The organism is Pantoea sp. Acro-807, assembly GCF_011752675.1.
GTDB lineage: Bacteria > Pseudomonadota > Gammaproteobacteria > Enterobacterales > Enterobacteriaceae > Pantoea > Pantoea eucrina.
In genome coordinates, this window is the sequence record NZ_VWXE01000003.1 from 54,037 (window position 1) to 68,013 (window position 13,977).

The following is a 13,977-nucleotide window of genomic DNA, read 5'->3' on the forward strand; positions in this document are numbered from 1 at the left end:
CATTTTTAAGCAATCGGTGATTTTAGAAATGGGTAAGAACGTCGTCGTACTGGGCACCCAATGGGGTGACGAAGGTAAAGGTAAAATCGTAGACCTTCTGACTGAACGCGCTAATTATGTGGTGCGTTACCAGGGTGGCCACAATGCAGGCCATACACTTGTCATCAACGGTGAAAAAACCGTCCTCCACTTAATTCCTTCTGGCATCCTGCGTGAAAATGTTACCAGCATCATTGGTAACGGGGTGGTATTGTCACCTGAAGCGCTGATGAAAGAGATGAATGGTCTGGAAGCGCGCGGTGTGCCGGTACGTGAACGTCTGCTGATTTCTGAAGCCTGCCCGCTGATCCTGCAATATCACGTTGCAATGGATCTGGCACGCGAAAAAGCGCGCGGTGCCAAAGCGATCGGTACCACGGGCCGCGGTATCGGGCCTGCCTATGAAGATAAAGTGGCGCGTCGCGGCCTGCGGGTCAGCGATCTGTTCAACAAAGAGACCTTTGCAGCCAAGCTGAAAGAGATTGTTGATTTCTACAACTTCCAGCTGGTGAACTACTACAAAACCGATGCCGTTGACTACGAAAAAGTGCTGAGCGACGTGATGGCCGTAGCGGACATCCTGACCAGCATGGTAGTGGACGTATCCGATCTGCTGGATGGCGCGCGCAAGCGTGGCGATCTGATCATGTTTGAAGGTGCGCAGGGTACCCTGCTGGATATCGACCACGGTACTTACCCCTATGTGACTTCCTCTAACACCACCGCAGGCGGCGTGGCAACCGGCTCCGGTATCGGTCCGCGCTATGTCGACTACGTGCTGGGTATCGTGAAAGCCTACTCCACTCGCGTCGGAGCGGGTCCGTTCCCGACCGAGCTGTTTGATGAGACCGGTGAGTTTCTGTGCAAGCAGGGCAATGAGTTTGGTGCCACTACCGGCCGCCGTCGCCGTACCGGCTGGCTTGATGCGGTTGCTGTACGCCGTGCCGTACAGATTAACTCGCTTTCCGGCTTCTGCATGACCAAACTGGACGTGCTGGATGGCCTGAAAGAGGTTAAAATCTGTGTCGGCTACCGTATGCCGGATGGCCGCGAGATGACCACTACGCCGCTGGCAGCTGAAGGCTGGGAAGGTATCGAACCGATTTACGAAACTCTGCCTGGCTGGAGTGAGACCACCTTTGGTGTCAAAACCGTGGAGGGTCTGCCCCAGGCCGCACGTGATTACATCAAGCGTGTCGAAGAAGTAACCGGTGTGCCGGTTGATATTATCTCAACGGGCCCGGACCGTAGTGAGACCATGATTCTGCGCGATCCGTTCGACGCATAATCTTCTCAGGCCGGACATGTTCCGGCCTCTGTTTATCCGCTGTCTGCTTCCGCTCACTCTGTTTTTTTCGGCTCAGGACCACACGGGCATGAAAAAAGCGCTCCGGGTTTTTCCGCACTGGTTTATCATCATTGTTAATCGAAGCGCGCAGCTGGCGCTAAAACTAAAAAATCTGATGGTTTACTGAGGTATATGTGCAGCTAACAAGTTTTACCGATTATGGTCTGCGCGCACTGATTTACATGGCTACGCTGCCCGAGGGCAGGCAGACTAACATTACTGAAGTCACCGATACTTACGGCGTATCGCGTAACCATATGGTAAAAATCATCAATCAACTGAGCCGGGCCGGCTTTGTAGCTGCTACACGCGGCAAAAACGGCGGAATTCGTTTAGGTATGGACCCGGAAAAAATTATTATTGGCGACGTTGTCAGAAAGATGGAGCCGCTGCAGTTAGTTAACTGTGACACCTGCGCCATCACCCCAGCCTGCCGCTTACGTAAGGCGCTTAATGACGCCGTGCAGTTATTTTTGCAGGAGCTGGATAACTATACGCTGGCCGATCTGGTAAGAAACAACGATTCGCTCTACCACATCCTATTGTCCGAACCGCCGGTGGCAATCCACTCCAAATGACATCGGAGGAACCTAATGTCAAAAGATCCTTTTCAGGACAGAGAAGCTGAAAAATATGATAACCCGATCCCCAGCCGCGAATTTATTCTCGGGCTGCTGGAGCAGCGGGAAAAACCAGCCAGCCGCGAAGAGATTGCGGGGGCGTTAAACATCACCAGTGAAGATCAGCTGGAGGCGCTGCGCCGTCGTCTGCGCGCAATGGAGCGTGACGGTCAGCTGGTCTTTACCCGTCGTCAGTGCTATGCGCTGCCGGAACGCCTCGACCTGCTGCGCGGCAAAGTGATTGGCCATCGTGACGGCTACGGCTTTTTACGCGCTGAAGGGCAAAAAGATGACTTCTATCTTTCCGCCGAACAGATGAAATTCTGCCTGCATGGCGACGTGATCCTGGCGCAGCCAGGCGGTGCCGATCGTAAAGGTCGCCGTGAAGCGCGCGTGGTGCGGGTGCTTGAACCGCGCAACAGCCAGATTGTCGGCCGCTACTTTACCGATGCCGGCACGGGCTTCGTGGTGCCGGACGATAGCCGTCTGAGCTTTGATATTCTTATTCCGCAGGACGCAACGCTTGATGCCCGGATGGGCTCTGTTGTCGTGGTCGAGATTGTGCAGCGCGCCACGCGCCGCACCAAAGCTATCGGTAAAGTCACCGAAATCCTCGGCGACAATATGGGCACCGGTCTGGCAGTTGATATGGCGCTGCGTACGCATGAAATTCCGCACACCTGGCCGGAAGAGGTCGAAAGAGAGATTGCGAAGCTGAAAGAAGAGGTGCCGGAAGCGGCGAAGCAGGGACGTATCGATCTGCGTCAGCTGCCGCTGGTTACCATTGATGGCGAAGATGCCCGCGACTTCGATGATGCCGTCTACTGCGAGAAAAAGCGCGGTGGTGGCTGGCGCCTGTGGGTAGCGATCGCTGACGTAAGTTACTACGTGCGGCCGGGTACGGCGCTGGATGACGAAGCGCATCAGCGCGGAACATCAGTCTACTTCCCGTCGCAGGTCGTGCCGATGCTGCCTGAGATCCTCTCCAACGGCCTCTGCTCGCTGAATCCGCAGGTTGACCGCCTTTGCATGGTCTGTGAGATGACTATCTCTGCCAGCGGTAAACTGACCGGCTATAAGCATTATGAAGCGGTGATGAACTCACACGCGCGACTGACCTATAACAAAGTCTGGAATATCCTGCAGGGTAATCCCGAGCTGCGTGAGCAGTATGCGGCACAGGTAAAACATCTCGAAGAGCTGCACGCTATGTACGAGGTGCTGGAAACCGCACGCGAGCAGCGCGGTGGCATCTCATTTGAAACGGAAGAAGCGAAGTTTATCTTCAACGCTGAGCGCCGTATTGAGCGCGTTGAGCGCACGGTACGTAACGACGCGCATAAACTTATCGAAGAGTGCATGATCCTCGCTAACATTGCGTCTGCCCGCTTTGTGGAGAAACACCAGGAGCCGGCGCTGTTCCGCGATCACGATCGTCCGAGTGAAGACAGCATCACCAGTTTCCGCACCGTACTGAGCGAGCTGGGTCTGAGCCTGCCGGGCGGCGCAAAACCGCAGCCTGTGGACTACGCCGAACTGCTGGATCAGATCGCCGAGCGTCCGGATGCTGAGATGCTGCAGACCATGCTGCTGCGCTCCATGAAACAGGCGGTCTACGATCCGGAAAACCGCGGACACTTTGGTCTGGCGCTGGCTTCTTACGCCCACTTTACTTCGCCGATCCGCCGCTATCCGGATCTGCTGCTGCACCGGGCGATTAAATATCTGCTGGCAAAAGAGCAGGGCATGGAAAACGGTATCACTACGCCGAACGGCGGCTACCACTATGATATGCAGCAGATGCTGCAGCTGGGTCAGCACTGTTCGATGACCGAGCGCCGCGCTGATGAAGCGACGCGCGACGTTGCTGACTGGCTGAAGTGCGACTTCATGCAGGATCAGGTGGGCAATGTGTTTAACGGCGTGATCTCCAGCGTGACCGGCTTTGGCTTCTTTGTGCGGCTGAGCGATCTGTTCATCGATGGCCTGGTGCATGTCTCCACGCTGGATAACGACTACTATCGCTTTGATGCCGTCGGACAGCGTCTGATCGGCGAGTCAGGCGGCCGTACCTATCGTCTTGGCGATGCGGTGGAAGTGCGCGTGGATGCGGTGCACATGGATGAGCGTAAAATCGATTTTGCACTGATCTCCAGCAAGCGCGTGCCGCGTGGCGAAGGCAAAACCGCGCGGGAACGCGAGAAGCGCAGCGGCAAACCTGCCACAAAGCGCCGTCGCGACGCGGGTAAAAAAGGCAACTTTGAACCGGATGCGGCTTTCCGTGGTGAAAAGAAACCGGCTGCTGCGCAGAAAAGTGAGAAAAAAGGCAATAAAGTCTCTGAGAAAACCCGTAAAATCGCCGCCGCCACTAAGGCTAAGCGGGCATCAAAAAAAAGCAGCGCGACCTGATGGTCACCGGATTGTCCTGACAGGCAATCCGGGTATGCTTTACGCGCTGTACCGGATGCGCCGCCGCGCGCATCCTGAACCCGGATCTCAGCGATCGCTGTTCTAACCCAATCTTGAGCAAAATAATGAGCGAAATAGTTTTTGGCATTCATGCCGTGCAGGCGCTGCTGGAGCGCGACCCCCAGCGTTTTCAGGAAGTTTTCATTCTCAAAGGGCGCGACGATCGCCGCCTGCAGCCGCTGATTGCCGCACTGGAAGCTCAGGGTATTGTGATCCAGCTGGCTAACCGCCAGTGGCTCGATGCACAGGTAGAGGGCGGCGTGCATCAGGGCATCGTGGCGCGTATCAAACCGGGTAAAAATTACCAGGAGGGCGATCTGCCCGATCTGCTGCAGTCGCTGGAGAAACCTTTTCTGCTGATCCTCGACGGCGTAACCGATCCACACAACCTGGGTGCCTGCCTGCGCAGTGCTGACGCGGCGGGTGTTCATGCGGTCATCGTGCCGAAAGATCGTGCTGCACCGCTTAACGCCACGGCAAAAAAAGTCGCCAGCGGCGCTGCGGAAAACGTTCCGCTCATTCGCGTCACTAACCTGGCGCGCACTATGCGACTGCTGCAGGAATACAACATCTGGATCGTTGGCACTGCCGGTGAGGCGGATCATACGGTTTATCAGAGCAAAATGACCGGTCCGCTGGCGCTGGTGATGGGGGCGGAGGGCGAAGGTATGCGCCGCCTGACGCGCGAACACTGCGATGAGCTGATCAGCATTCCGATGGCAGGCAGCGTCTCTTCGCTGAACGTCTCGGTGGCGACCGGCGTCTGCCTGTTTGAGGCCGTGCGCCAGCGCCAGGCGTGATCGGCACCGCAAAATATCAACAAGCGCTTTCCCCTCCTGTACGGCTCTCCTGAATAATTCAGACAGAGCAGGCTGCCAGACGGTTACTCTGCCTGGCAGCCTCGTCGCTATGATGCGTTATCATCAGGAGGCGCTATGTTTCATACCACTCACCACGTATTCAATCAGCCTCATCCTCTCTGCAACAGTAATCTGTTTACCCGCGACAGCGCTCTGTGCGATGCCGTGGTGCGCGAAGGCGCGGCCTGGGACCAGGCGTGGCTGGCGTCGGTTGGTCTGCAGCTTGGCAGCGCGGAATCGCTGGAGCTGGGACGGCTGGCCAATAGTGAACCGCCGGTACTGCAGCGCTATGACGCGCGCGGCGAGCGCATCGACGAGGTGCGGTTTCATCCCGCCTGGCATCTGCTGATGCAGGGCGTCTGTGCCAGCCGCTTACATAATCTCAGCTGGCAGCCTGATGCCCCGGCTCATGCCATGGTAGCGCGTGCGGCGCGCTTTATTCTGCATGCCCAGGCGGAAGCGGGTTCCCTCTGTCCGGTCACCATGACGCACGCCGCGCTTCCTCTGCTGCAGGCGCATCTGCCCGCAGCCTATGCTGACTGGCGCGCAGGCCTGCTGAGCGACCGCTACGATGCCCATCACCTGCCAGGCGGTCAGAAGCGCGGGCTGCTGATTGGCATGGGGATGACTGAAAAGCAGGGCGGTACTGACGTGCTGACTAACACCACGCGCGCTGAACCACTCGGTGTGCGTGCGCCGGGCGAGCCGTGGCGCATTACCGGTCATAAATGGTTTTTCTCTGTGCCGCAAAGCGATGCGCATCTGATCCTGGCCCATACCTCACGCGGCCTGAGCTGTTTTTTTCTGCCGCGACTGCTGCCTGACGGCACGCGCAATGCGCTACGCATCGAGCAGCTCAAGGAGAAGCTGGGCAACCGCTCCAATGCCAGCGCTGAAGTGGAGTTTCAGGATGCCACTGGCTGGCTGATGGGCGAAGAGGGTGAAGGCGTGCGGCTGCTGTTACGCATGGGCGGCATGACGCGCTTCGACTGCGCGCTCGGCAGCCACGGCCTGATGCGCCGTGCGCTGTCGGTGGCGCTGCATCATGCGCAGCAGCGACAGGTCATGGGCAAACTGCTCAGCGAGCAGCCGCTGATGCGCCTCCAGCTGGCACGACAGGCGCTGCAGCTTGAAGCGCAGACTGCGCTGTTGCTGCGGCTCGCCCGGGCGTGGTCAGCACCAGCCAGCGAGACGGAGCGGCTCTATGCCCGGCTCTTTACACCGGTAGCGAAGTTTGCCATCTGCCGGGCCGGTATGCCGTTTGTCGCGGAGAGCATGGAGGTGCTGGGCGGTATCGGCTACTGCGAACAGAGCGAACTGCCGCGGCTGTATCGCGAGATGCCAGTTAACAGCATCTGGGAGGGATCGGGCAATGTCATGTGTCTGGATATTCTGCGCGTACTGCAGCGCTATCCTGCATGCCATGCGCTGCTGCAGCAGGAGTTTGAGGCGGTGAGGGGCGCTAATCGTCATGTTGATCGCAGCTGGCGTCAGCTGCGTCTGCAGCTGCGTCATCCGCATGAAGCGCAGGCGCGTGACCTGGCGCAGGAGCTGTTCTGGCTGGCGAGTGCGGCGATACTGCTGAAAGTCGCAGAACCGCCGCTGGCCGATGCGTGGTGTGCGCTTGCGCTCGACGGGCGCGGCGCACGTGGCCCGGATGAGACGCTGGCCGCGCGTCTGCTACTGCGCGCCGGCGCTGCCTGAAGGCGCGCCGTAGAGGATCGCGGTGGCGTACCACAGGCCGGGAAAGGAGGTATCATCCAGCATTATAATCTGATAATAGACAGCCCCAGCCTGGCTGGCGCGTGCGGCAATCGCGCGCTGGACATCATCCGGTGAACCGCGCGTCGACGCGCTGATATTGCCCAGCTTCGGCAGTCCGGCGCTCTGCGCACGCGAAATCTCCTGGGGGTGTGAGGCGGGCGGCGGCGGCGCCTGCGGGGTCGACTGCAGCGTTGAACATCCACACAGCACCAGACTCAGCAGCAGTAACAGACGGGACATAACGACTCCGGAAGTGCAGGGAAGATAGCTAAAGTGTAAGCCATCTTCCCGCAATCATCAGCTGTTGAGCCTGAACAGGCTGACCAGCGCCGTAAGATGATGCCCTTTCTCGCTCAGATGCCGGGCGGTGCTCTCAGACTGCATAACCATATCGCTGCTCTGATGTGTCGCCTGACCAATATGGTTCATCGCCAGGTTAACCTGACCGATACCCGCCGCCTGCTCCTGTGCCGCGATATTGATCTCATCCATCAGCGTTTTGACCTGCTCAAAATGCGTCACAATGTGGCTCATATTATCGCGCGTCTGCTCAGAGAGCGCATGGCCCGCCGCAACCCGCTCAATGGATCGGGCGATCAGCGTATCGATCTCTTTTGCTGCGCTGGCGCTGCGTTGCGCCAGCGCCCGCACTTCGGCGGCGACCACGGCAAAGCCGCGCCCGTGTTCGCCGGCGCGCGCGGCTTCTACGGCCGCGTTCAGTGCCAGGATATTGGTCTGAAATGCTATTGACTCAATCACATGGGTAATATCGGCAATACTCTGCGACGCAACCCTGATCTCCGCCATGGTTTCCGCTGAGCGGGCGACAGTGGCCCCACCCTGACTGACGGTACCGGCAGCTTCGCTCATCAGTGCCATCGCCTGACGTACGTTAGCCGCGGTCTGCGCCACCGTGGCGCCAAACTGCTCCATGCTGGCGGAAGTCTCTTCCACGCTGCTCGCCTGACGGCTAATCTGCTCGCTGATGGTCGCGCTGCCAGCCGCAATCGTATCGGTGCCGTCACTGATCTCCTGAGCGGCGCCCCGCACCTGGCGCACCACTTTTTCCAGCCCGTCGCCAATGCCGTTGATGGCAGCCACCAACTGGCCCACCTCATCGCGTCGCGCTGAGTTAAGATGCGCCTGCAGGTTACCCGCCGCATACTCTTCGGCCAGATGGATCACCTGCTGCAACGGGCGTGTAAGGGCATGACGACAGTAAAAAACAAAGCCGGCAGCAAACAGCAGCACCAGCGCCAGGCCGATAGCCATAAACAGGTTGCGACTCTGCGTAACCGGCGCCAGCAACGCGGCACGGCTGACCTCACCGGCAATAACCCAGTCCCAGCCCGGCAGCTGCTGCCACGCCAGCAGCCGGGTTTCACCGGCGTCCTCAAAGCTGAGCAGCCCGGCGGGCTGTGTAAGCAGCCGCTGCTGTACCGCCTGACTCCAGCGCGGCTGCTGCCCCTCAGCGTGGCGGTCAAACAGGTAGGTGCCCTGTTTACTGCCCGGCGTACCATTCAGCACAAAGAAACTGCCGCTGTCACCAAGATGGCGCGCCAGCACTTTGTCGCGTATCAGCGCATACTGTGTATCGATTTTTACGCCGACAAATAAAATCGCAATGACGCTGCCGCTTTCATCACGTACCGGCTCATACTGGGTGATATAGCGATGCCCGAACAGCGTAGCCAGCCCGCGCCATGTGGTGCCTTGCTGTACGCTGCGCCAGGCGGCGCTGCTGCGATCCAGGCGGGTGCCAATGGCGCGGCTGCCATCCTCTTTTTTCAGTGACGTCGCGATACGCACGTAGTCATCACCGTCGCGGACAAAGATGGTCGTCACCGCGCCGGTACGCTCAAAAAAGTCATCCACGGCAAGCTGATCGAGATTAAGCGTTTTCAGACCGGCACGCAGCACCGGCGTGCTCAGTTCACCTGTCTGAACGCGGGTGCTCTCGTCACGGCTGAAACGTTTAGGTAAAAAGCTCTGGAATAATCTGGTGTAGTTTGCCACCTCTTCGGAGAGCGTAGCGTTAAACAGCGTGGCCATTTCACTGATGCCCTGTACCTGATTGGTCATATCGTCGGTTGCCAGCTGCTCCAGCTGACGGGCGGCGTTATGGCTCAGGGTAAATGTCAGGACAAACAGTACGACGGCGACGCTGAAAGACGTCAATACAGACAGCCTGACGCCAAGGCTCAGGGCGCTGAGAGAAAGACGCTTCATAAAATACCTGTTATTTAGAATGGGGGAGAACGATCAACGGCAAAAACCGGCAAAGGTTTAGGGTGAAAAAGCAGCGACGTTAATCTGCTAACGCGCCGGCAGAGAACAGGTACACTCGGTATCAGATGCACGCTATTCAGGAGCGCTACCGTGATTGAACTGACAACAGAGACTCTGGCAGGAATCGAGTGTATTCATGCCGCACCCGCCGGTCAGCGGCAGACTCCGCTGCCCGCCATTCTCTTTTACCATGGCTTTACCTCATCAAAAGAGGTTTACAGCTACTTTGCTGTAGCGCTGGCGCAGGCAGGATTTCGCGTCATCATGCCCGATGCAGAGATGCACGGGGCGCGTTATCAGGGCGACAGCGCACTGCGTATGACGCGTTTCTGGGAGATTTTGCGCCAGAATATTGATGAGCTGCCGCAGCTGGAGAGCGCGCTGCGTGACAACCGCTGGATCGCCGGCGAACGTTTTGCGGTGGCGGGGGCCTCAATGGGCGGGATGACGGCGCTGGGAGCCATGGCGCGCTACCCGCACATTCAGAGTGTTGGCTGTCTGATGGGATCGGGCTATTTCCGGCAGCTCAGCGAGCAGCTCTTCCCGCCGCTGGTACCGAAAACCGCTGAGCAGCAGCAGCTGCTTGCTGCGCGCCTGGCGCCGCTGAGCGCTTACGATCCCGCCACAAAGCTGGCCCGGCTTGCCAGCCGGCCGCTGCTGCTCTGGCACGGCGAAGCGGATGAGGTGGTGCCTTTCGCTGAGACGCAGCGCCTTGCAGAGGCGCTGCGCGCCACACAGCAGGATGGTCAGCTTACGTTCCTGTCTGAGCCGCAGATCGGGCATAAAATCACGCCCGCCGCGCTCACCGCGCTGGTGGCGTTTTTTACGCGTTCTCTCTGAGCAGCCGCCAGCGGGGACTTCAGCGCTGCCCGGACAGTCGATCGGCGGGGCGCTGCGCAGCGGTAAACGGGTTATCAGCCGGCGCATCCAGCCTGTTAACATAGATATAGCCTGAAGCCGCTTTACTGCTGCTTCTCATCTGCTGCGCAGAGTCAGTAACGCTGGCAATGGCGGGGGAAGAGAGAAAGAGACTCAGTAAAGTGGCGACAATGACAGCTTTCATAATCGACTCCTCACCTGTGATACTTCATCAATCGCGCACGCGGTGCATTTTTCAGGGCGCTTTTATAGAGTTTAGTTTTTAACCAGCGCAGCGCCAGAGCGGCTTTTTGAACGCGTACTTCAATGTTTTTGAAAAAACGCGCGTAACAGGCTGAAGTTGCACGCTTAGCACAAAAAGGCGCGCTGTCTGGCACGCCTGTGCAAAACAGGCGAAATGTGCGCTTGTGTTTAGCCCCTGAGGCCAGTATGATTACGCGTCAATTTTTCAGCTGCATTCAGAGGTGTGTGTCATTTAACGATGATATGCAACCTATAACGTTCCTTGCTTCCATGGGCCGCAGCTGACCCTGACAGGAGGCTGAATAATCCGTAAGGAGCTATCGATGCGTCATTACGAAATCGTATTTATGGTCCATCCTGACCAGAGCGAACAGGTTCCGGGCATGATCGAGCGTTACACTGGTGCTATCACTGGTGCACAGGGCACGATCCACCGTCTGGAAGACTGGGGCCGCCGTCAGCTGGCTTACCCGATCAACAAACTGCACAAAGCTCACTATGTTCTGCTGAACGTAGAAGCGCCGCAGGAAGTGATCGACGAGCTGGAAACTAACTTCCGCTTCAACGACGCCGTTATCCGCAGCATGGTTATGCGCGTTAAGCACGCGGTAACTGAAGCTTCTCCGATGGTTAAAGCGAAAGACGAGCGTCGTGAGCGCCGCGAAGATTTCGCTAACGAATCGGCAGAAGAGTCAGATGCTGGGGATTCTGAAGAGTAATTCCCGATGACGGCAAATCAGCTGCGTCTGTCTGGCACTGTGTGCAGGACGCCAGTTCGAAACGTCAGTCCGTCAGGGATCCCACACTGCCAGTTCATGCTTGAGCATCGTTCTGTGCAGGAGGAGGCCGGGTTTCACCGGCAAGCCTGGTGTCAGATGCCGGTGATTATCAGCGGCAGCGCCCATCAGGCGATTACTCAACATATAACGGTCGGCACGCAACTCACGCTCACAGGTTTTATTAGCTGCCATCAGGCACGCAATGGCCAGAGCAAACTTGTGTTACATGCCGAGCAGATTGAATTGATAGATTCTGGAGACTAGCCAAATGGCACGTTATTTCCGTCGTCGCAAGTTCTGCCGTTTCACCGCGGAAGGCGTTCAAGAGATCGATTATAAAGATATCGCAACGCTGAAAAACTACATCACTGAAAGCGGCAAGATTGTTCCAAGCCGTATCACCGGTACTCGTGCTAAATACCAGCGTCAGCTGGCTCGTGCTATCAAGCGCGCGCGTTACCTGTCTCTGCTGCCGTACACTGATCGTCATCAGTAATCGGCAACTGTCCATTAACGACTTTAAGAGGATAAGGTAATGCAAGTTATTCTGCTTGATAAAGTAGCAAACCTGGGCAGCCTGGGTGACCAGGTTAACGTTAAAGCGGGCTACGCTCGTAACTTCCTGGTACCACAGGGCAAAGCTGTTCCTGCTACCAAGAAAAACGTTGAGTTCTTTGAAACTCGTCGTGCTGAACTGGAAGCCAAACTGGCTGACGTTCTGGCAGCTGCCAACGCACGTGCTGAGAAAATCAGCGGCCTGGGCACCGTTACCATCGCGTCTAAAGCAGGCGACGAAGGTAAACTGTTCGGTTCTATCGGTACCCGCGACATCGCTGATGCAGTTTCTGCAGCAGGTGTTGAGGTGTCTAAGAGCGAAGTTCGCCTGCCGAACGGCGTTCTGCGCACCACCGGTGAGCATGAAGTTGACTTCCAGGTTCATAGCGAAGTTTTCGCTAAACTGGTTGTGAATGTAGTTGCTGCATAATTTTATGCAGTGATGCGAAAACGCCGGCCCTGTGCCGGCGTTTTTGTTTCCGGCGCTTACTGAGCGCGGATAAAGGTGCCGTCGGGCTGACGGGTAAACAGCACCGGACCGTTACTGCCGTCAACGGTAAGGCCAGTCACCACGCCATCACCATTCTGGCGAATTTTCACCTGCTGACCGCTCTGCAGCGAGCTCAGCGGCGAGCCTTCTCCCTCTACGCGCGCCATTGCAAACACATCATTAACCGGCAGATTATTGTCCCGGAACAGCTGCGCCAGCGTCTGGCCCGAGGCTACGCTGTAGCTGCGCCAGGTGCCCTGCGCATCAATAGCCGGCTGGCCGTTTTGCGGCGCAGAAGCGCTATCCTGATTACCAGAAAGCTCCGCCTGCATTGGTACCTCTTTCGGCTGACTCTCAACCGAACGTTCAACCGGATATTTGCCGTTGCTGGTCGGCCAGAGAAACGCCAGCAGCACGATTATCAGGGCAATAACGATGCCGCGGCGATGAAGCGGCGGCAGGGGATCCATCCAGCGTACATCATCCAGCAGGTGCCAGACGCGCTGCAGGGCAGCAGGCATGCGGGACGGGGTATCTGTGGCCATAGGTGAATCCTCCTCGCCAGCGGTTTTATGCATTCTGGCTGGCAGCCAGCGTTGCAGCCAGGGTAACAGCGTTCGCGTGGTGCGCGTCCGGCGACGTCGCGGGGCAATCTGGCCCATGTTATCTCTCTTGTTTTACAGTATGGGCAATGACAGCAGGAAGTGCCCGCCAGCATTGAAAAATTTGACCTGCGTATTGTTTCTGTTTCGTCGCCAAATGTCATCACGCACCGCGTGAGATTTTACGCCAGCCGCGTGCGCTGCTATGCTGCCGGTTCACTTTTATCCGGGATTAAGGAATCAAGATGACGACCCCTTCATTTGACAGCGTCGAATCACAAGCAAGTTACGGTATCGGTTTACAGGTTGGTCAGCAGCTGCAGGAGTCTGGACTGCAGGGTCTGCAGCCTGAAGCACTGCTGGCAGGTCTGCGCGACGCGCTGGAAGGGAACTCACCGGCGGTTCCGGTTGATGTGGTACACCGTGCGCTGCGCGAAGTACACGAGCGTGCAGAAGGCGTGCGCCGCGAGCGCACCGAAGCGATGGCCGCACAGGGTCAGCAGTTCCTGGAGCAGAATGCCCAGCGTGAAGGCGTAAGCACGACGGAGTCAGGTCTGCAGTTTAGCGTGATCAAACAGGGCGATGGTCCGATTCCGTCTCGTCAGGATCGCGTACGCGTGCACTACACCGGTAAGCTTATCGACGGCAGCGTGTTCGACAGCTCCGTTGCCCGCGGTGAGCCAGCAGAGTTTCCGGTTACCGGCGTTATCGCTGGCTGGATCGAAGCATTAACGCTGATGCCGGTTGGCTCAAAATGGGAGCTGACTATTCCGCACAACCTCGCCTACGGTGAGCGTGGTGCCGGCGCCTCAATCCCGCCATTCAGCACCCTGATTTTTGAAGTTGAGCTGCTGGAAATCCTGTAATAGCTTCGCCGCCAGGGGCGTATAAATGCGCCCCCTACGGGTTGGCCGATGTAGGGGCGCCATTAATGGCGCCCCTGTTGCGTGTGGGGATCGAATGTAGGGGCGCCATTAATGGCGCCCTGGTTACGTGCGGGGGTTGAAACCAGGGGCGCATAAATGCGCCCCCTACAGGCG

Annotated in this window: 15 protein-coding genes; 11 read left to right on the plus strand and 4 right to left on the minus strand. The window is 57.8% G+C overall.

Features of this window, described 5'->3' with window-relative positions; genetic code table 11:
• The first annotated feature begins 28 nt into the window (after positions 1-28).
• The 5 genes from F3J39_RS09045 (at position 29) to F3J39_RS09065 (ending at position 7,040) form a co-directional block, all read left to right on the plus strand.
• The gene (locus tag F3J39_RS09045; protein ID WP_071669175.1) at positions 29-1,327 is read left to right on the plus strand and encodes an adenylosuccinate synthase; all 1,299 of its coding nucleotides are present in this window, start codon (positions 29-31) and stop codon (positions 1,325-1,327) included.
• Positions 1,328-1,521: 194 nt separating this feature from the next.
• Positions 1,522-1,965 (plus strand): nitric oxide-sensing transcriptional repressor NsrR, encoded by a 444-nt coding sequence (gene nsrR / locus F3J39_RS09050; RefSeq protein ID WP_039380624.1) that lies wholly within the window; start codon positions 1,522-1,524, stop codon positions 1,963-1,965.
• Positions 1,966-1,980: 15 nt separating this feature from the next.
• Positions 1,981-4,416, plus strand: a complete 2,436-nt coding sequence (gene rnr, locus F3J39_RS09055; RefSeq protein WP_039380621.1) for a ribonuclease R — start codon at positions 1,981-1,983, stop codon at positions 4,414-4,416.
• Positions 4,417-4,541: 125 nt separating this feature from the next.
• Positions 4,542-5,276 (plus strand): 23S rRNA (guanosine(2251)-2'-O)-methyltransferase RlmB, encoded by a 735-nt coding sequence (gene rlmB / locus F3J39_RS09060; protein WP_039380618.1) that lies wholly within the window; start codon positions 4,542-4,544, stop codon positions 5,274-5,276.
• A 135-nt stretch (positions 5,277-5,411) separates the two neighbouring features.
• Positions 5,412-7,040: an isovaleryl-CoA dehydrogenase gene (locus tag F3J39_RS09065; RefSeq protein WP_166714090.1), complete on the plus strand. Its 1,629-nt coding sequence runs from the start codon at positions 5,412-5,414 to the stop codon at positions 7,038-7,040.
• On the opposite strand, the gene bsmA is transcribed toward F3J39_RS09065, so the two are convergent.
• Entirely contained in the window at positions 7,017-7,340 is a 324-nt protein-coding gene (bsmA, locus tag F3J39_RS09070) for a biofilm peroxide resistance protein BsmA (RefSeq protein WP_166714091.1), read from the minus strand. The genes F3J39_RS09065 and bsmA overlap by 24 nt on opposite strands.
• Positions 7,341-7,397: 57 nt before the next feature.
• The gene (locus F3J39_RS09075; protein ID WP_071669177.1) at positions 7,398-9,329 is read right to left on the minus strand and encodes a methyl-accepting chemotaxis protein; all 1,932 of its coding nucleotides are present in this window, start codon (positions 9,327-9,329) and stop codon (positions 7,398-7,400) included.
• A 150-nt stretch (positions 9,330-9,479) separates the two neighbouring features.
• Here F3J39_RS09075 and yjfP point away from each other — a divergent pair, with 150 nt between their 5' ends.
• The gene (yjfP, locus tag F3J39_RS09080) at positions 9,480-10,229 is read left to right on the plus strand and encodes an esterase (RefSeq protein WP_094112187.1); all 750 of its coding nucleotides are present in this window, start codon (positions 9,480-9,482) and stop codon (positions 10,227-10,229) included.
• 19 nt (positions 10,230-10,248) lie between these two features.
• Here yjfP and F3J39_RS09085 read toward each other — a convergent pair whose 3' ends face one another.
• Positions 10,249-10,452 (minus strand): hypothetical protein, encoded by a 204-nt coding sequence (locus F3J39_RS09085; RefSeq protein ID WP_039380605.1) that lies wholly within the window; start codon positions 10,450-10,452, stop codon positions 10,249-10,251.
• Positions 10,453-10,834: 382 nt separating this feature from the next.
• Here F3J39_RS09085 and rpsF point away from each other — a divergent pair, with 382 nt between their 5' ends.
• From rpsF to rplI, 4 genes are read left to right on the plus strand one after another with little or no spacing between them, the layout of a single operon-like run.
• Complete coding sequence (rpsF, locus tag F3J39_RS09090) at positions 10,835-11,230, plus strand: 30S ribosomal protein S6 (RefSeq protein ID WP_039380603.1); 396 nt, start codon at positions 10,835-10,837, stop codon at positions 11,228-11,230.
• Positions 11,231-11,236: 6 nt separating this feature from the next.
• Positions 11,237-11,554, plus strand: a complete 318-nt coding sequence (gene priB / locus F3J39_RS09095; RefSeq protein WP_071669179.1) for a primosomal replication protein N — start codon at positions 11,237-11,239, stop codon at positions 11,552-11,554.
• A 4-nt stretch (positions 11,555-11,558) separates the two neighbouring features.
• A complete protein-coding gene (rpsR, locus tag F3J39_RS09100) occupies positions 11,559-11,786 on the plus strand; it encodes a 30S ribosomal protein S18 (RefSeq protein ID WP_000135199.1) in 228 nt (75 codons plus the stop codon).
• A gap of 39 nt (positions 11,787-11,825) precedes the next feature.
• Positions 11,826-12,275, plus strand: a complete 450-nt coding sequence (gene rplI / locus F3J39_RS09105; RefSeq protein WP_065648101.1) for a 50S ribosomal protein L9 — start codon at positions 11,826-11,828, stop codon at positions 12,273-12,275.
• Positions 12,276-12,331: 56 nt separating this feature from the next.
• Here the strand turns inward: rplI and F3J39_RS09110 are convergent, their stop codons facing one another.
• Positions 12,332-12,997, minus strand: coding sequence for a LysM-like peptidoglycan-binding domain-containing protein (locus F3J39_RS09110; protein ID WP_158249868.1), 666 nt, complete (start codon positions 12,995-12,997; stop codon positions 12,332-12,334).
• A gap of 185 nt (positions 12,998-13,182) precedes the next feature.
• Here F3J39_RS09110 and fklB point away from each other — a divergent pair, with 185 nt between their 5' ends.
• Entirely contained in the window at positions 13,183-13,803 is a 621-nt protein-coding gene (gene fklB, locus F3J39_RS09115) for an FKBP-type peptidyl-prolyl cis-trans isomerase (RefSeq protein WP_071669180.1), read from the plus strand.
• Positions 13,804-13,977 lie beyond the last annotated feature (174 nt).